At 72.8% G+C, this 22,388-nt stretch carries 19 protein-coding genes; 12 read left to right on the top strand and 7 right to left on the bottom strand.

The features are described 5' to 3' along the window. Positions 1-37: 37 nt before the first annotated feature. Together ACWCOM_RS09395 and ACWCOM_RS09400 are read right to left on the bottom strand one after the other, a co-directional pair. Positions 38-1,573 carry a sugar porter family MFS transporter gene (locus tag ACWCOM_RS09395; RefSeq protein WP_454548473.1) on the bottom strand — a complete coding sequence of 512 codons (1,536 nt, stop codon included), beginning with the start codon at positions 1,571-1,573 and terminating at the stop codon, positions 38-40. 200 nt (positions 1,574-1,773) lie between these two features. Further along, positions 1,774-2,517, bottom strand: a complete 744-nt coding sequence (locus ACWCOM_RS09400) for a hypothetical protein (RefSeq protein WP_454548474.1) — start codon at positions 2,515-2,517, stop codon at positions 1,774-1,776. Positions 2,518-2,780: 263 nt separating this feature from the next. Between ACWCOM_RS09400 and sucC the strand changes: the two genes are divergently transcribed. Beyond that, positions 2,781-3,950, top strand: coding sequence for an ADP-forming succinate--CoA ligase subunit beta (gene sucC / locus ACWCOM_RS09405; RefSeq protein ID WP_454548475.1), 1,170 nt, complete (start codon positions 2,781-2,783; stop codon positions 3,948-3,950). A gap of 31 nt (positions 3,951-3,981) precedes the next feature. Next, the gene (gene sucD / locus ACWCOM_RS09410; RefSeq protein ID WP_454548476.1) at positions 3,982-4,899 is read left to right on the top strand and encodes a succinate--CoA ligase subunit alpha; all 918 of its coding nucleotides are present in this window, start codon (positions 3,982-3,984) and stop codon (positions 4,897-4,899) included. Positions 4,900-4,994: 95 nt separating this feature from the next. On the opposite strand, the gene ACWCOM_RS09415 is transcribed toward sucD, so the two are convergent. Further along, positions 4,995-5,387: a tautomerase family protein gene (locus ACWCOM_RS09415; protein WP_454548477.1), complete on the bottom strand. Its 393-nt coding sequence runs from the start codon at positions 5,385-5,387 to the stop codon at positions 4,995-4,997. A 374-nt stretch (positions 5,388-5,761) separates the two neighbouring features. On the opposite strand from ACWCOM_RS09415, the gene ACWCOM_RS09420 reads away from it, so the two are divergent. The 7 genes from ACWCOM_RS09420 to ACWCOM_RS09450 all read left to right on the top strand — a co-directional run bounded on the left by ACWCOM_RS09420 (position 5,762) and on the right by ACWCOM_RS09450 (position 14,192). Continuing rightward, positions 5,762-6,721 (top strand): sugar phosphate isomerase/epimerase family protein, encoded by a 960-nt coding sequence (locus ACWCOM_RS09420; protein ID WP_454548478.1) that lies wholly within the window; start codon positions 5,762-5,764, stop codon positions 6,719-6,721. 34 nt (positions 6,722-6,755) lie between these two features. Continuing rightward, positions 6,756-7,646 (top strand): sugar phosphate isomerase/epimerase family protein, encoded by an 891-nt coding sequence (locus ACWCOM_RS09425; RefSeq protein ID WP_454548479.1) that lies wholly within the window; start codon positions 6,756-6,758, stop codon positions 7,644-7,646. Next, positions 7,643-8,629 carry a 5-dehydro-2-deoxygluconokinase gene (gene iolC / locus ACWCOM_RS09430; protein ID WP_454548480.1) on the top strand — a complete coding sequence of 329 codons (987 nt, stop codon included), beginning with the start codon at positions 7,643-7,645 and terminating at the stop codon, positions 8,627-8,629. Before ACWCOM_RS09425 ends, iolC begins: the two co-directional genes overlap by 4 nt. Beyond that, positions 8,626-9,564: a Cgl0159 family (beta/alpha)8-fold protein gene (locus ACWCOM_RS09435; protein WP_454548481.1), complete on the top strand. Its 939-nt coding sequence runs from the start codon at positions 8,626-8,628 to the stop codon at positions 9,562-9,564. The genes iolC and ACWCOM_RS09435 overlap by 4 nt, the downstream gene beginning before the upstream one ends. After that, complete coding sequence (iolD, locus tag ACWCOM_RS09440; protein ID WP_454548482.1) at positions 9,561-11,516, top strand: 3D-(3,5/4)-trihydroxycyclohexane-1,2-dione acylhydrolase (decyclizing); 1,956 nt, start codon at positions 9,561-9,563, stop codon at positions 11,514-11,516. The genes ACWCOM_RS09435 and iolD overlap by 4 nt, the downstream gene beginning before the upstream one ends. An 11-nt stretch (positions 11,517-11,527) precedes the next feature. Continuing rightward, positions 11,528-13,054, top strand: coding sequence for a CoA-acylating methylmalonate-semialdehyde dehydrogenase (locus tag ACWCOM_RS09445; protein ID WP_454548483.1), 1,527 nt, complete (start codon positions 11,528-11,530; stop codon positions 13,052-13,054). 97 nt (positions 13,055-13,151) lie between these two features. Continuing rightward, a complete protein-coding gene (locus ACWCOM_RS09450; protein WP_454548484.1) occupies positions 13,152-14,192 on the top strand; it encodes a Gfo/Idh/MocA family protein in 1,041 nt (346 codons plus the stop codon). A gap of 78 nt (positions 14,193-14,270) precedes the next feature. Here ACWCOM_RS09450 and ACWCOM_RS09455 read toward each other — a convergent pair whose 3' ends face one another. Beyond that, positions 14,271-15,284 carry a LacI family DNA-binding transcriptional regulator gene (locus ACWCOM_RS09455; RefSeq protein ID WP_454548485.1) on the bottom strand — a complete coding sequence of 338 codons (1,014 nt, stop codon included), beginning with the start codon at positions 15,282-15,284 and terminating at the stop codon, positions 14,271-14,273. Between the two features lie 156 nt (positions 15,285-15,440). On the opposite strand from ACWCOM_RS09455, the gene ACWCOM_RS09460 reads away from it, so the two are divergent. Both ACWCOM_RS09460 and ACWCOM_RS09465 read left to right on the top strand, forming a co-directional pair. Beyond that, entirely contained in the window at positions 15,441-16,619 is a 1,179-nt protein-coding gene (locus ACWCOM_RS09460; RefSeq protein ID WP_454548486.1) for a Gfo/Idh/MocA family protein, read from the top strand. Further along, on the top strand, positions 16,616-17,623 hold the full coding sequence (locus ACWCOM_RS09465; protein WP_454548487.1) for a sugar phosphate isomerase/epimerase family protein: 1,008 nt from the start codon (positions 16,616-16,618) through the stop codon (positions 17,621-17,623). The genes ACWCOM_RS09460 and ACWCOM_RS09465 overlap by 4 nt, the downstream gene beginning before the upstream one ends. A 130-nt stretch (positions 17,624-17,753) precedes the next feature. Here the strand turns inward: ACWCOM_RS09465 and ACWCOM_RS09470 are convergent, their stop codons facing one another. The 3 genes from ACWCOM_RS09470 to ACWCOM_RS09480 all read right to left on the bottom strand — a co-directional run bounded on the left by ACWCOM_RS09470 (position 17,754) and on the right by ACWCOM_RS09480 (position 21,080). Next, positions 17,754-19,118, bottom strand: a complete 1,365-nt coding sequence (locus ACWCOM_RS09470) for an MFS transporter (RefSeq protein ID WP_454548488.1) — start codon at positions 19,116-19,118, stop codon at positions 17,754-17,756. A 113-nt stretch (positions 19,119-19,231) separates the two neighbouring features. After that, a complete protein-coding gene (gene iolB, locus ACWCOM_RS09475) occupies positions 19,232-20,149 on the bottom strand; it encodes a 5-deoxy-glucuronate isomerase (RefSeq protein ID WP_454548489.1) in 918 nt (305 codons plus the stop codon). A gap of 190 nt (positions 20,150-20,339) precedes the next feature. Continuing rightward, positions 20,340-21,080 carry a GntR family transcriptional regulator gene (locus ACWCOM_RS09480; RefSeq protein ID WP_454548490.1) on the bottom strand — a complete coding sequence of 247 codons (741 nt, stop codon included), beginning with the start codon at positions 21,078-21,080 and terminating at the stop codon, positions 20,340-20,342. 224 nt (positions 21,081-21,304) lie between these two features. Here ACWCOM_RS09480 and ACWCOM_RS09485 point away from each other — a divergent pair, with 224 nt between their 5' ends. Then, positions 21,305-22,348 carry a Gfo/Idh/MocA family oxidoreductase gene (locus ACWCOM_RS09485; RefSeq protein ID WP_454548491.1) on the top strand — a complete coding sequence of 348 codons (1,044 nt, stop codon included), beginning with the start codon at positions 21,305-21,307 and terminating at the stop codon, positions 22,346-22,348. The last annotated feature ends 40 nt before the right edge of the window (positions 22,349-22,388 follow it).

The raw sequence follows: 22,388 nt of genomic DNA on the forward strand, positions 1-22,388 counted from the left end.
TCGTCCGTGCCACGAGGTCCTCGCGGCCGACGGCGGCCTAGGAGTTCGGCGCCTTGACCGTGTAGATCGCGCCGGTCGTCACGTCCTCCTCCAGCGCCTCCAGCGTGCGCCCGCGGGTCTCGGGGACCTGCGTGTAGACGAAGAGCAGCGCCAGCGCGCCGACCCCGGCGAAGAGGAAGAACGTCCCCGTGATCCCCACCGCGGCGACCAGGGAGGGGAAGTAGAGGGAGAGCACGCCGTTGGCCACCCACAGCATGAACACGGACACGCCGATCCCCACGCCGCGCATGTGCAGCGGGAACACCTCGGAGAGGTAGACCCACACGGCGACGTTGAGGAACGTCTGCATGGAGCCGACGAAGGCCACGACCAGGGCCAGGATCACGAAGGGCCGCAGCGGGTTGCCCTCCTCGAGCAGCATGGAGGAGGCGCCGATCAGCAGGTGGCAGGTGGTGGTGAGGGTCAGGCCGATCATGAAGGTCTTGCGCCGATCGAGCCGGTCCATGAGGTACAGCGCGATGAAACCGCCGACCACGGCGATCACGCCGGGGGCGATGTTGGCGATCAGGGCGGCGTTCGCGCTGAAGCCCGACTCGATCAGCACGATCTGGCCGTAGTACATGATCGAGTTGATCCCGGTGAGCTGCTGGGCGATGCCCAGGCCGATGCCGACGAGCAGGATCCGGACCAGGTTCTTGTTGGAGAGGATGGCGCCCAGGCCGATCTGGCGCTCGGCCCGCTCCTCCTCCGCCACGTGCTCGACCTCGCCGAGCTCGGCGACCGCCCGCTCCTCCGAGCGCACCGTCTTGAGCACCTCGAGGGCCTCCCGGTGGCGGCCCTTCTCCACGAGCCAGCGCGGGGACTCCGGCATCCGCAGCATCCCGATGAACAGCGCCACGGCGGGCAGGGCGGAGATCGCGAACATGTAGCGCCAGACGCTCGGGTGCTCGCTGAAGACGTTGCCGATGATCGCGTTGATCACGAAGGCCGAGAGCTGGCCGATCACGATGGCCACCTCGTTGCGCCCGGCGATCGAGCCGCGGATCTCGTACGGGGCCAGCTCGGCCAGGAAGACGGGGACCACCGCCGAGGCGCCGCCCACCGCCAGGCCCAGGCAGATGCGCCCGACCACGAGGACCTCGTAGCCGGGGGTGAAGACCACGATCATCGTCCCGACGAAGAACAGCACCGCCAGCAGCAGGATGGTCCGCCGGCGCCCCCAGGCGTCGGAGATGCGGCCCCCGGACAGAGCCCCGACGGCGGCGGCGAAGACGAGCGAGCTGGTGACGACGCCCTCGGTGAAGGGGGTCAGGCCCAGCTCCTCGGTCATCGGGCGCAGCGCGCCGTTGATGACACCGGTGTCGTAGCCGAAGAGGAGGCCGCCGAAGCAGGCGACGATGGAGATGAGGCCCAGGCGCTTGCGGTACGGGCCGGGGGTCAGGGGAGGCAGCGCAGCCGCTGTCTCCCGTGGTGACGATGTGGCCATCGAAGGTTCCTTTGTTCGTGCGCAGCCGGTGCGCTCTGCACAGTGATGATCTCGTCGGTGCGACGTGTGCCGCGCGGAGTGACGCACGTCTCACTGGTGTGGATGTCCTTATGTTAGGACATATGCGGGGGAGGGGAAACCCTCTCGGGGAAATTGCTGTGATCGCCGCAACATGGCGTGCCGCCCGCCGTGCTCACCGCCGCCCGCACCGGGGCGCAGGGAGCCGATGATTCGGGGCGTGCGGGCGGGCCGCCGGGCGGGGGCGGCCGCTCCCCGGCCGGCAGCGCCTAGACGAACAGGAGCACCACGACCGCCGCGGGGCCCGTCCAGCGCAGCGACCGGCCGGTGAGGTTGTGCACCGTCCCCAGCAGCGTGCAGCACACCAGCGCCGTGGCCGCGGCGGCCCATCCGCCCAGCACGAGGCCCGGCAGGGCGAGCAGGACCCCGAGGACGAGTCCGCCCACCGGGGCCGCCCGCGACCAGCGGCCCGGCCGGAGCAGTTCCACCGCCCGCTGCGCGCACATCAGCACGAGGGCCAGCAGCAGGGACCGGCCCACGTGGTAGGCCGCGAAGCCCACCATGCCCAGCCAGGCGCCCCCGCCGTAGTCGGCGTAGAGGTCGAGGTAGAGCTGGACCGGCTGGAGCCGCCACCGGCCCACGAGGAAGACCGGCAGGATCACCCCGAGCAGCACGGCCAGCACGAACAGCACGAGCGCGGCGGTGGTCCGCCGGTGGTCGGAGGCGGGGGAGGGCCCGGGCGCCTGCGGGACCGTGGGCTCCACGGCCCGGTGGCGCAGCCACGCCACGAGCCCGCGCTGGATCCCGAGCCAGGCCGCGCCCAGGCACAGCCAGGCGACGACCTGCCAGCCCAGGGGGTACACCGCGGGGATCTCCCCGGTGAGCGTGAGCACCGTCCCGTCGACCACGGCCTCCAGGCCGAGGGCCACGAAGGCGATCGTCGCGATGGAGACGAGGAAGCCGGGGTCGGCGGGGGCGAACGCCCGGTTCTCGGGGGTGTCGACGGAGCTCATGGGGCCAGTCAATCAAGAAACACCGGGCAGCTCGTGCGCGGGCCCGGTTGTGGCCGCCGATTCAGCATGGACTACAGTCTCGTACAGGGAGCGCCCCGGCACGTCCCGCGCCCGGGAACGGCTCCGCGGAACGGTCCGGACGCATCCCTCAGGCCTCGGCCCGGGGATGCGCGGCACTCCGTTCACCATCAGGTCGGAGGACGACCCGCCTACTGCCCGGGCCGTCGCCGATCCACGACTTCGACGAAGAAGGGCATTCACCCGTGGACCTGTTCGAATACCAGGCACGCGACCTGTTCGAGAAGCACGGCGTCCCCGTGCTCCAGGGCATCGTCGCGACCACCCCGGAAGAAGCAAGGGCCGCCGCCGAGAAGATCGGCGGGGTCACCGTCGTGAAGGCGCAGGTCAAGGTGGGAGGCCGCGGCAAGGCCGGTGGCGTGAAGGTCGCCAAGACCGCCGACGAGGCCTACGAGTACGCCCAGCAGATCCTCGGCATGGACATCAAGGGCCACACGGTCCACCGGGTCATGATCGCCCAGGGCGCCGACATCGCCGAGGAGTACTACTTCTCGATCCTGCTGGACCGCGCCAACCGCTCCTACCTGGCCATGTGCTCCGTCGAGGGCGGTGTGGAGATCGAGCAGCTCGCCGTGGAGCGGCCCGAGGCCCTCGCCCGCGTCGAGGTCGTCCCCACCGAGGGGATCACCGAGGCCAAGGCCCGCGAGATCGTGGCGCAGGCGAAGTTCGACGAGGAGACCGCGGCCAAGGTCGTGCCGGTCCTGGTCACGCTGTGGGACGTCTTCACGAAGGAGGACGCCACCCTGGTGGAGGTCAACCCGCTGGTCAAGACCGGCGACGGTCAGGTCATCGCCCTCGACGGCAAGGTCACCCTCGACGAGAACGCCGAGTTCCGTCAGGCCGACCACGCCGCGCTCGCCGACAAGTCCAGCGCCGACCCCCTCGAGGAGAAGGCCAAGGAGCACGACCTCAACTACGTCAAGCTCGACGGCGAGGTCGGCATCATCGGCAACGGCGCGGGCCTGGTCATGTCCACCCTGGACGTGGTCGCCTACGCCGGGGAGAAGCACGGCAACGTCAAGCCGGCCAACTTCCTAGACATCGGCGGCGGCGCCTCGGCCGAGGTCATGGCCGCCGGCCTGGACGTCATCCTCAACGACCCGCAGGTCGAGTCCGTGTTCGTCAACGTCTTCGGCGGCATCACCGCCTGCGACGCCGTGGCCAACGGCATCGTCAAGGCCCTGGACATCCTGGGGGACGAGGCCAACAAGCCGCTCGTCGTCCGCCTGGACGGCAACAACGTCGAGGAGGGCCGCCGCATCCTCGCGGACGCGAACCACCCCCTCGTCACCCTGGCCGAGACCATGGACGAGGGCGCCGACAAGGCCGCCGAGCTCGCCCACGGCGCCAACTGATCCGCCGAGACCAACTGAGGAACGAACAGCAATGGCTATCTTTTTGAACAAGGACTCCAAGGTCATCGTTCAGGGCATCACCGGCGGCGAGGGCACCAAGCACACCGCGCGCATGCTCGCGGCCGGCACCCAGGTCATGGGCGGCGTCAACGCCCGCAAGGCCGGCACCACCGTGTCCCACCAGGACAAGGACGGCAACGCCGTCGAGCTCCCCGTCTTCGGCACCGTCGCCGAGGCCGTGGAGAAGACCGGCGCGGACGTCTCCATCGTCTTCGTGCCGCCGGCCTTCACGAAGGACGCCGTCGTCGAGGCCATCGACGCCGGGGTCCCGCTCGTCGTGGTCATCACCGAGGGCATCCCGGTGCAGGACTCCGCGGAGTTCTGGGCCTACGCCAAGTCGCGGACCGACGAGAACGGCGCGCAGACCACCCGGATCATCGGGCCGAACTGCCCCGGCATCATCACCCCCGGCGAGTCCCTCGTGGGCATCACCCCGGCCAACATCACCGGCAAGGGCAAGATCGGGCTGGTCTCCAAGTCGGGCACCCTGACCTACCAGATGATGTACGAGCTGCGGGACATCGGGTTCTCCACCGCCATCGGCATCGGCGGCGACCCGATCATCGGCACCACCCACATCGACGCCCTCGAGGCGTTCGAGGCGGACCCGGAGACCGAGGCCATCGTGATGATCGGCGAGATCGGCGGCGACGCCGAGGAGCGTGCCGCCGACTTCATCAAGGCCAACGTCACGAAGCCGGTCGTCGGCTACGTCGCGGGCTTCACCGCCCCCGAGGGCAAGACCATGGGCCACGCCGGGGCGATCGTCTCGGGCTCCTCGGGCACCGCCCAGGCCAAGAAGGAGGCCCTCGAGGCGGCGGGCGTGAAGGTCGGCAAGACGCCGTCCGAGACCGCCCAGCTCATGCGGGAGATCTTCGAGGGCAAGTGACCCGGCGGGCCCCGGCCCGTCGACCGGCACACGGGAAGGCCCCGTCCACGAACGTCCGTGGACGGGGCCTTCCCGTGCGCGCGGGCCCGTGCGGCTCAGAGCTCCCCGGTGAGGAACTGGGCGACGCCCCGGCCGAAGGACCAGTCCTCGCGGGTGTTCTCGGTGACGGAGACGATCAGGTCCTGCGGGTCCAGGCCGGTCCGCTGCTCCAGGCGGTCGGCCAGGGCCCGGTACATGGCCTGCTTCTGGGCCTCGCTGCGGCCCTGCTGGACGACCTGGACCACCACGAGGTCGTCGGTGCGGGTGAGGCCCAGGCCCGTGTCCTCGGCGATGATCTGCCCGGGCCGGTGCTCGGTGATGATCTGGTAGCGGTCCCGGGGCGGGGCCGCGAAGGTCTCGAGCATGACGTCCTGGACGACGTCGGCGAGCGCGCGGAGCTGCTCGGGGGTACGGCGGTTCTCGGTGACGTCGATGCGCACGAGGGGCACGGCGGGGCCTTTCGTCGGATGCTGCGGAGGATGCGCGGGCAGGGTGCTCCCTGGGCCGGACGTGCCGTGGGCGGGACTCCGTCCGGCCGGGGCTCCTTCACCATCGCCCGGCGCCATCCCTTATGTCAAGACATTCTTACATAGACTCCCACCGGTGCCACCGGGCGGATGACGACCCCGGCGCCGGGGTGCGTCGCGCGGCCGGTGGGGCAGACGGCCCCTCGTGGTGGCGATACCGAGGCCTATAAGACGGTATGTCTTTACAAACTGACCTGGGTCGGTATTCTGGTTGTGATCCCGACCACTGATCGCCCCGTCGCCCGGACGGCGGAGCGTGGCGGTGACCAGGTACCAGAACCAGGAAGCAGGTCATCATGGCGCAGCAAAACGCGACCACCGCGACCGCCGGCGCGGCGGCACAGCAGAAGAACCCCGTGCTCATCGGCACGGCCCCGGACTCGTGGGGCGTGTGGTTCCCCGACGACCCGCAGCAGACCCCGTGGGAGCGCTTCCTCGACGAGGTGGCCGAGGCGGGGTACTCCTGGATCGAGCTGGGCCCCTACGGCTACCTGCCCACCGATCCCGCCCGGCTCGCCGACGAGCTCGCCCAGCGGAACCTGAAGGTCTCGGCGGGCACCGTCTTCACCGCCTTCCACCGCGGCGCCGACCAGTGGCAGGAGGCCTGGGAGCCCGCCCGTAAGGTCGCCGAGCTGACGGCCGCCATGGGCGGAGAGCACATCGTGGTCATCCCCGCCATGTGGCGCGACGACGTGACGGGCGAGGCGCTCGAGAACGAGCAGCTGAGCACCGAGCAGTGGAACGCCCTGTGCGAGGGCCACGACCGGCTGGGCAGGGTGCTGCGCGAGGACTTCGGCCTCCGGCAGCAGTTCCACTCCCACGCGGACTCCCACGTGTGCGGCCAGCCCGACATCGAGACGTTCCTGCAGCGCACCGACCCCGAGCTCGTGACCCTGTGCCTGGACACCGGCCACGCCGAGTACGGCGGAGCGTCCTCGGTGGACCTGATCCGCAAGTACCCCGAGCGGATCGGCTACCTGCACCTGAAGCAGATCGACCCCGTGGTCCTCGAGCGCGTGCGCCGGGAGAACCTCACCTGGGCCGCCGCCAACCTCGCCGGCGTCATGGTCGAGCCCCCCGCCGGCCTGCCGGACCTCGCCGCGGTGATCGCGGAGGTCGAGAAGCTCGAGCGGCCGATCTTCGGCATCGTCGAGCAGGACATGTACCCCGTCTCCTCCTTCGACGTCCCGCTGCCCATCGCCACCCGCACCCGCTCCTACCTGCTGGGCTGCGGCTCCCGCACGAGCGTCCGCTGACCCGCCCCGGCACCCCAGACCTGGAGAACCGTCCATGAAGATCGCCCTCGACCCCACCCCGTTCCACCACTCCCACTCGCTGCTGGAGTTCCCCGCGCTCGCGGCCGAGCTCGGCTACGAGTACCTGCAGCTGACCCCGCACGCGGACTTCCTGCCCTTCTTCAACCACCCCAAGGCCGACGACCGGCTCGTGGCCGACCTGCGCCGGGCCTGCCGCGACGCCGGCGTGCAGATCGCCTCGGTACTGCCGGTGCTGCGCTGGTCCTCCCCGGACCCGGACGCCCGGGAGGCCGCGGTGCGCTACTGGAAGCGCGCCATCCGGATGACCGTGGACCTCGGCGTGAGCCAGATGAACACCGAGTTCCAGGGCCGGCCGGAGCTCGCCGAGGAGTCCGAGCGGGCGTTCTACCGCTCCATGGAGGAGCTGCTGCCCATGATCGAGCGGGAGGGCGTGCACGTCGCGATCGATCCGCACCCCGACGACTTCGTCGAGCAGGGCCTCGCCGCGTGGCGGGTCATCCGCGGCGTGAACTCCCCGAACCTCGGCTTCGTCTACGTGGCGCCGCACACCTTCCACATGGCGGACGCCCCGCTCGAGATCATGGCCGCCGTAGGGCACCGGCTGCGCGTGGTGCACGTCGCCGACACCATGGACCACCACCGCTCCCACGGGCTGCGCTACATCACCAACCCGCCGGGCAACGCGGCCCGGGTGCACCAGCACCTCCGGATCGGGGACGGCGACGTCGACTGGGACGAGTTCTTCGGCGGGCTCGCGGCCAACGGCTTCCTCGACCGCGAGGACACCGTGATGGTCTCCTCGGTCTTCGCCGAGGACGAGAACGCCGTGGAGGTCTCCCGGTACCAGCTGGAGCAGATGCGCGAGCGCGCCGCCGCGGCGCAGAAGACGGAGGTGAAGGCATGAGCTACGACGTCGTGACCCTGGGGCGCATCAGCGTCGACATCTACCCCGACGACGTCGGGGTCGGCCTCGAGGACGTGACCACGTTCCGCAAGTACCTCGGCGGCTCCCCGTCCAACGTGGCCGTCGCCGCGGCCCGCCACGGCGAGTCCGCCGCCGTGATCACCCGCACCGGCGACGACCCGTTCGCCGCCTTCCTGCACCGGGAGCTGACCCGCTACGGCGTGGACGACCGGTTCGTGAGCGCGGTGCCGGACCTGCAGACCCCCGCCACGTTCTGCGCGATCCGCCCGCCGGAGGACTTCCCGCTGTACTTCTACGGCCGCTTCCCCACGGCCCCGGACCTGCAGATCCGGCCCGAGGAGATCGACGCCGAGGCCGTGCGCGAGGCGCGCATCCTGTGGTCGACGGTGACCGGCCTGTGCCAGGAGCCGTCCCGCTCCGCCCACCTGGCGGCGCACGAGGCCCGTCCCCGCGAGCAGCTGCGCGCCGACCAGCACACGATCCTGGACCTCGACTACCGCCCGATGTTCTGGGCGTCCGAGGAGGAGGCCCGCGAGCAGGTCCACGCGCTGCTGCAGCACGTGACCATCGCCATCGGCAACGACAAGGAGTGCGCGGTGGCCGTGGGGGAGGGCACCCCCGACGAGCAGGCCGACCGGCTGCTCGCGGCCGGTGTGCGGATCGCCGTGGTCAAGCTCGGCCCGGAGGGCGTGATGGCCAAGACCGAGGACGAGCGCGTGGTCTCCGCCCCCGTCCCGGTGGAGACCGTCAACGGCCTCGGGGCCGGCGACTCCTTCGGCGGCGCCTTCTGCCACGGCATCAACCAGGGCTGGACCCTCGAGCAGGTCCTCGACTACGCCAACGCCTCCGGGGCCATCGTGGCGTCGAGGATCTCCTGCTCCGACGCCATGCCCACCCCTGACGAGGTCTTCCAGCTGCTGCGCGAACGCGGCCGCGCCGTTCCCGAAGGAGCCACCCGATGACCACCGCATCCCCCGTCGAGCTCGACACGACGGATCCCCGCCGCTACGAGCACCTGACCCGGGTCCGGCTCGAGGACCCCCGGGCGGTCCAGCGCGCGGCCGACTCCCGCCGACGCCACCCCGGCCTCGTGCACGGGCGGCAGAACTTCGTGGTCGCCGCCGACCACGCGGCCCGCGGCGCCCTGAAGGTGCGCCAGGAGGCCGACGCCATGGCCGACCGGCGCAGCCTGCTGGACCGGCTGCAGATCGCGCTGAGGGACCCCCGGGTGGACGGGGTGCTGGCCTCCCCGGACGTGCTGGACGACCTGCTGCTGCTCGGGGCGCTCGAGGGCAAGCTCGTCTTCGGCTCCATGAACCGCGGCGGTCTGCCCGGGCTGGTCAACGAGATCGACGACCGCTTCACCGGGCACACCGCGCAGGCACTGGACCGGATCGGCGCCGACGGCGGCAAGATGCTCACCCGCATCTGCTTCGAGGACCCGCACACCACCTCCGTCCTGGAGAACACCGCCCGCGCGGTGGACTCCCTCGCGGAGCTGGGGCTCATCGCGATGGTGGAGCCGTTCATCTCCCGGGTCACCGGCCGCGGGATCGTCAACGACCTCTCCGCGGACGCCGTGATCCAGTCCGTGGCCATCGCCCAGGGGCTCGGCGGGACGTCGGCGCACACCTGGATGAAGCTCCCCGTGGTGGAGGAGATGGAGCGGGTCATGGCGGCCACCACGCTGCCCACCGTCCTGCTGGGCGGTGACCCGAGCGGGCGGCCGGACGAGGTCTTCGCGACCTGGGAGGCGGCGCTGGCCCTGCCCGGCGTCCAGGGCCTCACCGTCGGGCGCACCCTGCTGTACCCCGAGGACGGCGACGTCGCCGGCGCCGTGGCCACCGCAGCCTCCCTGCTGAAGGGACACCCCGTCGAAGAAGGAGCCGCCCGATGAGCACCCGCACCCTGTCCGTCTCCCAGGCGCTGGTGGAGTTCCTGGCCAACCAGTGGACCGTGGACCGGATCGGTGGACATGAGTACCGCGCCCGCACGATCCCGGGCATGTTCGGCATCTTCGGCCACGGCAACGTGGCCGGGGTGGGCCAGGCGCTGAAGCAGTACCAGGCCGCCGACCCCGCCGTGATGCCCTACTACCAGGGCCGCAACGAGCAGGCCCAGGTGCACCAGGCCGTCGGCTACGCCCGGCACACCCGCCGCCGGGCCACCTTCGCGGTGTCCACCTCGATCGGGCCCGGTGCCACGAACATGGTCACCGGGGCGGCGCTGGCCACCACGAACCGGCTGCCCGCGCTGCTGTTCCCCTCCGACCAGTTCGCGTCCCGCCGGCCCGACCCGGTGCTGCAGCAGCTCGAGCGCCCCGACGCGGGCGACATCACGGTCAACGACGTGTTCCGCCCGGTCTCGCGCTTCTTCGACCGCGTGGTGCGGCCCGAGCAGCTCTTCTCGGCGCTGCTGTCCGGCATGCGCGTGCTCACGGACCCGGCCGAGACCGGTGCCGTGACGATCGCGCTGCCGCAGGACGTGCAGGCGGAGTCCCTGGAGGTGCCCGAGGAGTTCCTGGCCCCGCGGGAGTGGCGGATCCGCCGCCCCGCCCCGGAGGAGGAGGACGTCCGCGCGGCCGTCGCGGCGATCCGCGCGGCCGAGCGCCCGGTGGTCATCGCCGGCGGCGGCGTGCACTACGCCTTCGCCGCCGAGGCGCTGCGGGAGTTCGCCGAGGCCACCGGCATCCCCGTCGCCTACACCCAGGCCGGCGTGGGCGTGCTGGACTGGGACCACCCGCTGTGCCTGGGCGCCGTGGGCTCGACCGGCTCCACCGCCTCCAACGCCGTGGTCGCCGAGGCCGACCTCGTGATCGGCGTCGGCACCCGCTACGAGGACTTCACCACCGCCTCCCGCACCGCCTTCCAGCACCCGGACGTGCGCTTCGTCAACGTCAACGTCGCCGCGTTCGACGCCTACAAGCAGGGCAGCTCCGTGCCGATCGTCGCCGACGCCCGCAAGACCCTCGTCGAGCTGACGAGCGCGCTCGGCGGGTACCGGGTCGGCGGGGACCTGGCGGCGACCGTCGAGGCCGAGAAGCGGCGCTGGGACGCCACCGTGGACGCCGCCTTCGGCGAGCGGCACCTGCCGCTGCCCAGCCAGAACGAGATCATCGGGGCCGTCAACGAGGCCATGGACGACCGCGACGTCGTGGTGTGCGCGGCGGGCTCGCTGCCCGGCGACCTGCACAAGATGTGGCGGGTGAAGGACCCGTACGGCTACCACGTGGAGTACGCCTTCTCGTGCATGGGCTACGAGATCGCCGGCGGGCTCGGCGTCAAGCGGGCCGCGGTCGCCGAGGCCGAGCAGGCCGGGGCCCCGCAGGACGCCCGCGACGTCGTCGTCATGGTCGGCGACGGCTCGTACCTGATGATGCACACCGAGCTGGTCACGGCCGTGGCCGAGGGCCTCAAGCTCGTGGTCGTGCTGATCCAGAACCACGGCTACGCCTCGATCGGCGCCCTGTCCGAGCAGCTGGGCTCCCAGCGCTTCGGCACGAAGTACCGCTACCTCGACGGGCAGCGGCACAGCTTCGACGAGGGCGCCACGCTGCCGATCGACCTCGCCACCAACGCCGAGTCCCTCGGCGTGCGGGTGCTGCGGGTCGAGCCCGGCGACGGCGTGATCGAGCGGCTGAAGGCGGCCGTCGAGCAGGCCAAGGCGGCGCCCGAGGGCTCCGGCCCGGTGCTCGTGCACGTCGAGTCCGACCCGCTGATCGACGCGCCCAGCTCCGAGTCCTGGTGGGACGTGCCCGTCACGGGCACCGCCACCCTCGACTCCACGAACGAGGCCTACGAGGTCTACCAGCAGCACAAGGCCCGGCAGCGCCCGCTGCTCGGGAACTGAAGGAGGAACCCATGACGCAGCAGACCGAGCAGCAGACCCAGCACGTCGAGCACTTCATCGCCGGGGCGCGCACGCCCGGCTCCGGGGACCGCACCCAGGAGATCTACAACCCCGCCACCGGCGAGGTCTCGGGCATCCTGCACCTGGCCACGGACGAGGACCTGCAGGCCACGGTGGCCGCGGCCCGCGCCGCGGCCGACTCGTGGGGCGACGTGTCCCTGGCCAAGCGCACCGCGGTGCTGTTCAGGTTCCGCGAGCTGGTGGCCGCCCACACCGACGAGCTGGCCGCCCTGATCACCGCCGAGCACGGCAAGGTCCTCTCCGACGCCAAGGGCGAGGTGGGCCGCGGCCTGGAGGTCGTCGAGTTCGCCTGCGGGATCGCCGAGCAGCTCAAGGGGGAGTTCTCCGACCAGTTCTCCACCGGCATCGACGTCTACTCCTTCCGCCAGCCCCTGGGCGTGGTCGCCGGCATCACCCCGTTCAACTTCCCCGTCATGGTGCCGCTGTGGATGGCCCCCGTGGCCATCGCCACCGGCAACGCGTTCATCCTCAAGCCCTCCGAACGGGACCCCTCCCCGTCCCTGCTGCTCGCCGAGCTGTGGCAGCGGGCCGGCCTGCCGGACGGTGTCTTCCAGGTCCTGCACGGCGGCAAGGAGGCCGTGGACGGGCTGCTGACGCACCCGGACGTCGACGGCATCTCCTTCGTGGGCTCCACCCCGATCGCGCAGTACGTGCACGAGACCGCCACCAAGCACGGCAAGCGCGTCCAGGCCCTCGGCGGGGCGAAGAACCACGCCATCGTCCTGCCGGACGCCGACATGGACTCCGCGGCCGACAACCTCACGGCGGCCGCCTTCGGCTCCGCCGGGGAGCGCTGCATGGCCGTCTCGGTGGCCGTGGCCGTCGGGGAGGCCGCCGACCTGCTGGTGGACAAGCTCGCCGCCCGGGCGAAGGACATCACCGTGGGCAACGGCATGGACGCCTCCTCCGACATGGGCCCGGTCATCACCCCCGCCTCCCGGGACCGGGTGGTGCGGATCGTGACGGCGGCCGAGGAGGCCGGCGCGGCGGTGGTCGTGGACGGGCGCGACCTGATCGTGCAGGACCACGAGAACGGCTTCTTCGTGGGCCCCACCGTGCTCGACAAGGTCCGCCAGGACATGGAGGCCTACGAGGAGGAGATCTTCGGGCCGGTGCTCGTCGTGCTGCGCGTGGACAGCCTCGACGAGGGCATCGACATCATCAACGCCAACCCCTACGGCAACGGCACCGCGATCTTCACCTCCTCCGGGGCGTACGCCCGCCGGTTCAAGCGGCGGGTGACCGTGGGCATGATCGGGGTCAACGTCCCGATCCCGGTGCCCGTGGCCTGGCACTCCTTCGGCGGCTGGAAGGCCTCCCTGTTCGGCGACCACCACATCTACGGCCCCGACGGCGTGCGCTTCTACACCCGGGGCAAGGCCGTCACCGAGCGCTGGCCCGAGCCGCACCACGCCTCCGGGGCGTCCTTCGCGTTCCCGTCCTCCGGGGACCACTGACCCGCACCCCGCCCCCGCGCTCCCGCCGGTCCCGCACCGGCGGGAGCGCGGCCCCGAACCACCCGTGCCCCACCGGGGCGAACCAAGGAGACCGACCATGAACACCCCGCTGCGCGTCGCCGTCGTCGGCGCAGGACGCATGGGCGCCGACCACATCGAGCGCCTCCACCGACGGATCAACGGCGCCGAGGTCGCCGCCGTCGTGGACATCGACAGGCCCCGCGCCGAGGCCGCCGTGGCCCACATCCCCGGCGCCGCGGCCTACACGGACCTGCAGGAGGTCCTGGACCGGGACGCCGCCGACGCCGTCCTGATCGCCACCCCCGGCTTCCTGCACGAGCAGGTGCTGCTGCCCGTCATCGAGCACGGCCTGCCCACCCTGTGCGAGAAGCCCCTCACCCCGGACGCCGAGTCCTCCTGGCGCGTGGTCCAGGCGGAGGTCGCCGCGGGCCGGCAGCTGGTCCAGGTCGGCTTCATGCGCCGCTTCGACGCCGGCTACCGGAGCCTGCGCCGGATGATCGAGGAGAAGACCTACGGCGAGCTGCTGACCCTGCACCACCAGCACCGCAACCCCACCACCCCGGCCGGGTTCACCAACGAGATGATCATCAACGACTCGGTGGTCCACGAGTTCGACGCCGTGCGGTTCTTCACCGGCGAGGAGATCACCTCCGTGCAGGTCCGGATCGGGCGCTCCACCCGCAACGCGCCCGCGGGCCAGCGCGACCCGCAGCTCGTGCTCCTGGAGACCGAGTCCGGGATCCTGGCCCAGGTGGAGGTCTACGTCAACGCCCAGTTCGGCTACCAGGTCGCCACACAGGCGTCCTTCGAGACGGGCGTCGTCGGCATCGGCGGCGACCAGGAGCCCTACGTCCGCACCGTCGGCACCTGGGGCGGATCCGTGACCCCCGGCTTCGAGGAGCGCTTCGTCGAGGCCTACGACCGCGAGATCCAGTCCTGGGTGGACGCGGCCGCCCGCGGGGGGATCGGCGGGCCCTCGGCCTGGGACGGCTACGCCACGGCGGCGTGCTGCGAGGCCGGCGTCCGGGCGCAGGCCACCGGGGAGATCGTCCCCGTGCAGCTCCAGCCCAGGCCGGAGCTCTACGGCGCCGGCGTGCCGGTCGGCGCCGCCCGCTGACGACCGGCGGCTCCCGACACGGCAGGACCCGCCCCCGCGCGCGAGGGCGGGTCCTGCCGTCCGCCCCCGCGGACCCGCTCAGGCCCCGGGGCGGGGCGGGGCCGTGGAACCCCGGACGACCAGCTCCGGGTGCAGGAGGGAGCAGTCCGGCACGCCCCCGGTCCCGGCGATCCGCGCCATGAGCCGTTCGGCGGCCATCGCCCCGATCCGGGCGTTGCGGCTGTCGACCGTGGTCAGGCCCAGGAGGTGGGTGGAGGCGATGGGGGAGTCGTCGTAGCCGACCACGGAGAGGTCCTGCGGCACGCGCAGCCCGCGCTCGCGGGCCGCCGCCAGCGCGCCCATGGCCATGGTGTCGTTCGCGGCGAACACGGCGGTGGTCCCCGGCGCCTCGTCCAGCAGCCGCGCCGCGGCCACGTAGCCGTCCTCCTCGGTGGTGGCCCCGGTCCCGGGGACCGTCCGCGGGTCCGCGCCGGCCGCGGACATCGCCTCCGCGAAGCCCTCCGCCCGCCGGCGCGCCGCTCCGCCGCCGCCGGTGAGGTGGCCGATCCCGCGGTGGCCGAGCCCCAGCAGGTGCTCCGTCGCCCGGCGGGCCCCCATCCGGTCGTCGTTGGCGACGACGTCGGCGCCGGGGACCACGCCCTGCCGGTGGCCGGCGACGACGACAGGCAGCCCCTCCGGCACGCGCATGGCCGCGCTCGGCTCGGTGGCGATGACCAGCCCGTCCACGCGCATCGACAGGAAGCCGTCCAGCGGGCTCGCCTCCACGTGGGCGTTGAGCGTGTGGTCGGCCACGGCGATCCGGAACCCGTGCTCCGCCAGGCCCTCCTGCAGTCCGCGCAGCAGCTCCACGAACCACAGGTTGCGGTAGTCGTCGATCAGCACGCCAATCGTGCGCGTGGTGGCCCCGGCCAGGGCGGAGGCCGCCTGACTGGGCCGGTAGTCCAGCCGCGCCATGGCCTCGAGCACCGCGGTGCGCCGGGCCTCCGACACGCTGGGGGACCCGCGCAGGACCAGGGAGACCAGCGACTTCGAGACGCCGGCCGCCCGGGCGACGTCGTAGATCGTCGGGGCGCGGTGCGGGCGGGAGGTCATCGCCCCATTATCCGCCGGAATGTGTCCTGACATATCTCTTGACGGCGCTCCGGGGCCGCCCCTACGCTTTTTGGAGCGCTCCAAAATCGGATCCGGCTCCGTCCGACCCCGCTCCGCAGCGCCACCCCCATCCGTTCGACCCGTCAGGAGAGACCAGTGCCCGACAGCATCGGCGTCGCCGTCATCGGTGCCGGCATGGCCGGCCAGGCCCACGCGGCCGCCTACCGCGTGGCCCCCACGCTCTACGACCCCGTCCTGCCCCCGCTGCGCCACGTGGCCATCGGCGACGTCAACGAGCAGCTCGGCGACCACGTGGCCCGCCGCTACGGCTACGAGCGCGCGGTCGGCTCCTGGGAGGCGGTCGCCGAGGACCCGGCCGTCGACGTGGTGAGCGTCGTGGTCGCCAACCGCTTCCACCGCCAGGTCGTCGAAGGGCTGCTGGCGGCCGGCAAGCACGTGCTGTGCGAGAAGCCGCTCAGCGACACCCTCGACGACGCCCGCGCCATGGCCCGGGCCGCCGAGCGGGCGGACACGGTCGCCCGGATCGGCTTCACCTTCCGCCGCACCCCCGGCATCGCGGCCATCCGCGAGCTGATCCAGGACGGCACCCTGGGCAGGGTGCTGCACGTCAGCGGCCGCTACTGGACCGACTACGGGTGCAACCCGCAGGCCCCCATGAGCTGGCGCTACAAGGGCGGGCCCGGCACCGGTGCCCTGGCCGACATCGGCAGCCACCTCTCCTACGTCGCGGAGTTCCTCTGCGGTGACATCGCTTCCGTGTCCGGCGGCCGGCTGGCCACCACCATCACCGAACGCCCTCTGCCCCTGGGTGCAGTGGTCGGGCACGACATCGTCGAGGTCAGCGACGTCCACGAGCCGGTGGAGAACGACGACTACGCCGCCTTCTCCGCCGAGTTCGCCCAGGGCGCCGGCAGCCTGGAGGTCTCCCGGGTGGCGGCCGGGCACCCCAACACGCTGACGTTCGAGGTGTTCTGCGAGAAGGGCGCGGCCCGGTTCAACCAGCTCCGCCCGGCCGAGATCGAGCTGTTCCTGCACGAGGGCCCCGAGGCCACCAACGGCTACCGCACCGTCAACCTCGGTCCCGGCCACGCCTATCTCGGCGCCGGCCTGGCCATGGACGCCCCGGGGGTCGGCTTCGGCCAGAACGACGCCTTCGGCTACCAGGCCCGCGCCTTCCTGGAGGAGGTCGCCGGTCTCGACGAGTCCGTCTCGCTGCCGCGCAACGCCTCCTTCGCCGACGGCGTGCACAACATGGAGATCCTGGAGGCCGCCGTGGAGTCGGCCGCCCACGACGGGAAGAAGGTCGTCCTGTGAAGCTCGGCGTCTACAACGCGGTCCTGCACGACCGCCCCCTGCCCGAGGCCCTGACGGTGATCGCCGGCCTCGGCCTCACGGGCATCGAGCTCAACACCGGGGGGTTCCTGCCGGCCGTGCACGTGCCGGACATGGACGAGATCCTCGTCAGCGACGCCGCCCGCGACGACTACCTGGGCCTCTTCGAGGGCACCGGGGTCTCGATCGCCGGGCTGAACTGCAACGGCAATCCGCTGCACCCCAGGCGCGAGATCGGCGAGCGGCACGCCGAGGACGTCCGCCGCTCCATCCGCCTGGCCGAGCGGCTGGGCCAGGACCGGGTGGTCACCATGTCCGGGCTGCCCGGCGGCGAGCCCGGGGCCACGGTGCCGAACTGGATCGTCAACGCCTGGAACTCCGCGGCCCTGGACGTGCTGGACCACCAGTGGGGGATCGTCGCCGACTTCTGGCGGGAGACCGACCGGATGGCCGCCGACCACGGCGTCAAGGTGGCCCTGGAGCTGCACCCGCAGAACGTCGTGTTCAACACCGCCGACGTGCGCCGGCTGATCGAGCTGACCGGCGCCACCCACGTGGGCGTGGAGCTCGACGCCTCGCACCTGTTCTGGCAGCAGATGGACCCCGTGGCCGTGGTGCGCGAGCTCGGCCCCCTGGTCCTCCACGCCGCGGCCAAGGACGTGCGGATCAACCCCGGCAACGCCGCGCTCCACGGCGTGCTGGACAACAGCTTCCGCCGGCTCTCCCCCGAGGAGGAGCGCACGAACCTCGGCGGCGACGAGTGGGCCAACGAGTGGCCGAAGGACTCCGCGTGGGACTTTGTGGCCCTGGGCCGCGGCCACGACACCGCGTACTGGGCGCAGTTCCTCACCGCCCTGCACGAGGTCGACCCGGACATGGCCGTCAACATCGAGCACGAGGACGTCTCCCTCGGCCGGGTCGAGGGCCTGGAGGTCGCCGCCGGCGTCCTGCGGGAGGCCGCCCGGGCGGCGGGCGTGCTGGGCTGACCCGGTCCTCGCCACGGCGCAGCGTCCCGGGACAGGGGCGCTCCTGCGGCGGGGCGTCCTGGGGCGAGCGTGTGCGGCACGGGGGAGGGCGTCCCGCGTGCCGGTGCCCCGGCGGGCCACGGGCCCCCGGTCAGCCCGCACGCCGGGACGCCGCCGTGCGGGGGCGCCGCCCGGCGACGTGCGCGGCGGTCCCGGGCGGGAGCCGCAGCGCACCGAGCAGGGGAACCAGGAGCAGGGCCGCCATGACGGCGAAGGCCGCCCGGTACGGGAACAGGTCGCCGGCCGCGGGCAGGGCCGGCGCCGCGCTCGCGGCCAGCTGCAGGAGCAGCGCTCCCACGGCGATCCCCAGACCGGTGGCCAGCTGCGCGCCGGTGGCGGACAGGGTGTTGGCCGAGGAGAGCTGCTCCGGGCCCACGTCGGCGAACTGCAGGGAGTTGTAGGCGGTGAAGCCGACCGAGCGCAGCGCCCCGCTGAGCAGCAGCAGGGCGGCCGCGAGCCCCGGGGGCGTCGCCGGGGTGAGGAGCAGGAACGCCGCGACGCAGGCGGCGCCGCCGGCCACGGAGCCGAGGAGGACGGCGCGGAAGCCGAACCGGCGCAGCAGCGGTGTGGTGGCCGGCTTGACGGCCACGTTGCCGAGGAACACCGCGGTGACCAGCAGCCCCGACTCCACGGGCGAGCGGCCGAAGCCGTCCTGGAGCAGCAGCGGCAGCAGGAACGGGACCGAGCTGACGACCGCGCGGTAGACGAGACCGCCGGAGTTCGCCGCCCGGTAGCCGGCGATCCGGTAGACCCGCAGGTCCAGCAGCGGGTGGGCGCTGCGCCGCAGCCACCGGACCCCTGCGACCCCGGTGAGCGCGGCCGCGCACAGCAGCCCGGCCCCGGCGGGGGCCCACCCCGGGTCCGCGACCAGCTGCAGACCGGCCACCAGCCCGCACACGGTGACCGTGGCCCACAGCAGCCCGGGCACGTCCAGGGGCCGCCGCTCGGTCTCCCCATCGCGGACGAGCCACCGCGCCGCCGCCAGGGCCGCCACCCCCACGGGGACGTTGACCAGGAAGATCCAGTGCCAGCTCGCCCAGGAGGTCAGCAGCCCGCCCAGGAGCGGGGCGAGCACGGGCGCGAGCAGCGCCGGCCACGTGATCCAGGCGATCGCCCGCAGCAGGTCCCGCCGGTCCGTGGCCCGCAGCACCACGAGCTGCCCCACCGGGACCATCAGGGCCCCGCCCGCTCCCTGCAGGGCCCGTCCGGCCACGAGCGCCGGCAGGCTCGTGCTGGCCGCGCACAGGACGGAGGCGAGGGTGAAGACGGCGATGGAGGCGTAGAACACCCGCCGGGCCCCGAAGCGGCCGGCCAGCCACCCACCCACGGGGATGAAGGTGGCCACCGTGACGAGGTAGACGGTCATCGCCAGACCCACCTCGGCGCTGCCCACGCCGAGGTCGGCCGCGATGCGCGGGGCCGCCGTCACGAGGATCGTGCCGTCGAGGTGCTCCATGAACAGCACCGCCGCCACGAGCAGCGCGAGCCGGCGGCTCCACGGCCGGGCGGGCTCCTCGCCTCCCGGGCCGGACCGGACCCGCCCGCCCGGAGGCGGCGGCGCGGACGGGTTCAGCGGCCGAAGGGCAGGCGCGGGTCGATCGCCGCCTCGTCCCAGGTCCGGCGGATCCAGCCGTGGTGCGGGTCGTCGCTGATCAGCCACTCGCGCACCCGGCCCGGACCGGCCATGACGTTGAGGTAGTACATGTCGTAGCCGGGGGTCGCCATGGCCGGGCCGTGCCAACCGTAGGGCACCAGGACCACGTCGCCCGAGCGCACCTCCGCGGCCACGTCGATAGGCCGGTCGTCGGAGGCGTAGACCCGCTGGTAGCCCATGGGGTCCGGGCCGCCGTCGCCCGCGGCGGGCATGCCGGCGGCGAGCTGCGTCTCGAAGTAGTAGATCTCCTCGAGGGCCGTCTCACCGTCCTTCTCCTCGTCGTGCTTGTGCGGGGGGTAGGAGGACCAGTTGCCCGCCGGCGTGAGCACCTCGCACACGATGAACCGGTCGGCCTCCAGCGTCGCGGGCGTGCCGAAGTTGTGCACCTGCCGGGAGCAGGTGCCCGCCCCGCGCAGCTCCACCGGGATCTCCTCGCGGGCCACCAGCCGGGTCGGGTACTCCTCGCGCGCGGGGGCGGAGGCCACGGCCACCCGGCCCCCGGTCGCGGTGGACACGGTGAGATCCCGGCGGGTCCCGGTGTAGAGGACGTCGGTGGGGCCGGAGAAGACGGAGGGGCGCCCGCCGAGGTCGTAGGTCTCGCCGCCGCTCTCGGCGGTGAAGCTGCCGGCCAGGGGCACCACGATGCGCTCCTCCTCGGCGGCGTCCAGGGTGATCCGGTCGCCGGGGCCGAGGTCGGCCACGCGCAGGCCCGTGTGGGCCCAGCCGGGGACCTCGACGGCGGAGTCGTGGCCGCCGAGGGAGACGAACCAGCCGTCCTGGGCGGCGGAGTCCTTGGGGTGGACCCATTCGGGGCGGGAGCTGTCGGTGCGCATGCGGTCGGTGTCCTCCGGTGTCGTCGGTCGGTGCGGGTCGGTCGGTGCGGGTCGGTCGGTGCCGGCCGGTCGGTGCCCGTCGGGTGCCGGCCGGTCGTCGCGTGCTCGCGGCGGAGCGTGCGTGGCCGGGCTCCTGGGGCGGCCGCGGGCCCGGCAATGGGGCCCGGGCGTGCGGCGTGCGGACGGGGGCCTAGCGCTGGACGAGGGTCAGCTCGAAGGTGTACTTGTCCGCCCGGTACACGTGCCGGCCGGTCTCCACGGGACGGCCCAGGTCGTCCATGGCGGTGCGGTGCATGCTGACGAGCGCGGAACCGGGGTCGACGCGCAGCTGCTCCGCCTGGAACGCGTCGGCCGAGACGGCGCCGACCCGCTGGTGGGCCAGCTGGAAGTTGACGCCCTGGCCGCGCATGAGGGAGTAGAGCCCCTCCTCGGCCAGCCGATCCCGGTCGAGCTCGCACAGCGCGCGCGGGATCCAGTTCTCCATGAGCGCGAGCGGCTCCCCGTCCGTGCAGCGCAGCCGCACGAGGTGGTAGATCTCGTCGCCGGCCTGCAGGCCCAGCTGCAGGGCCACCTCCTCGTCGGCGGGCACCACGTCGAAGTCCAGCACGTCGGTGCTGGGCGCGCTGCCGCTGCGCCGGAGGTCCTCGTGCAGGCTCGTCAGCTCGAGGGAGCGGCGCACCTGAGTGCCCACCACCTGGGTGCCCACCCCGCGCTTGCGCACCAGCAGCCCGGCGCGGACCAGCTGGTCCATCGCCTTGCGCATGGTGGGGCGGGAGAGGTTGAGACTGTTCGCCAGGTCGATCTCGTTGTCGAGCTTCGTCCCGGGCGGGAGCTCCCCGCTGCGGATCGCGTCCTCGAGCCCCTGCGCCACCTGGTGGTAGAGCGGGACGGGGGAGGACTTGTCGACCGTGAGACGGAGTGGGCCGGACATGGGGTGCCTCCAGGGGTGGGCCGGGCGGGGACGGATGGCGCTGCTGTCCATTGTCCACGTGGAGATGTGAATATGTCCATACATTTTATTGACATCTGTGACCGCTGTCACCCAGGGTGGGGGCGGGCCGCCGGGCCGTGCCGTTCCGCCCGGCCGGCCGCCCCTCTCCCCGATCCACCGCCCGGCACCGGAGCCGGGCGCGAAGCCCTGTACGAAGGAGCACCATGGAGCAGATCACCCTCGGCCTCGTCGGCGTCGGCCGGATCGGCGTCATGCACGCCGAGCACCTCGCCGCCCTCCGGCAGGAGCTGATCCCGCGGGGCATCGACCTCCGGGTGGTGCTGACCGACGTCGCCGCCGCGCACGCCCGCTCGGTGGCCGAGCGGCTGGGGGCCCGGTTCGTGCTCTCCGTGCCGGAGCTGCTGGCGTCCGGGGTGGACGGGCTGGTCGTGGCCACCGGGACGGCGACCCATCCCGCGCTGATCCGGGCGGGCGTGGACGCGGGCGTGCCGGTGTTCTGCGAGAAGCCCGTGGCCCTGGACGTGGCGGACTCGCTGCCCGTGCTCGAGCACGTCCGGGCGGCGGGCGGAACCGTGCAGATCGGCCACCAGCGCCGCTTCGACGCCGGCTACCTGCGCGCCCGCGAGGCCCTCGCCGCCGGCGAGCTGGGCTGGATCCACTCCCTGCGCGCCGTCACCTGCGACATGGCCCCGCCCCCGGTGGAGTTCCTCGCCGCGTCGGGCGGGCTGTTCCGCGACTGCTCCGTGCACGACTTCGACATCCTGCGCTGGCTGACCGGCCGCGAGATCGTCGAGGTCTACGCCAAGGGCTCCAACAACGGCGATCCGGCCATCGGGGCCGTCGGGGACGTGGACTCGGCGCTCGCCGTGGTGACGTTCGACGACGGCACCGTGGGCACGGTCTCGGCCGGCCGCTACAACGGGGCGGGCCACGACGTGCGGCTCGAGATCCAGGGCTCCCGGGCCTCGCTGGCCGTGGGCCTGGACGACCGGACCGCGGTGCGCTCGGCGGAACCGGGCGTGGCCTTTCCCGCCGGGGCCCCGCACCGGACCTTTGCGGAGCGCTTCGCCGCGGCCTACCGGGCGGAGATGGTCGCCTTCGTGGAGCTCGTCCTGGGCCGCCGCCCCAATCCGTGCCCCCCGGAGGACGCCGTGGCCGCCGCGCGGGTGGCCGACGCCGCGCAGGAGTCGCTGCGCACCGGGGTCCCCGTGCGGGTGGCCGTCGACCCGGTGCGCAGCGGCGGATAGGACCGCCGGGGTCCCGGTCCGGCGCCGCGGCCGGACCGGG

The sequence above is a fragment of the Kocuria sp. KH4 genome (genome assembly GCF_053711175.1).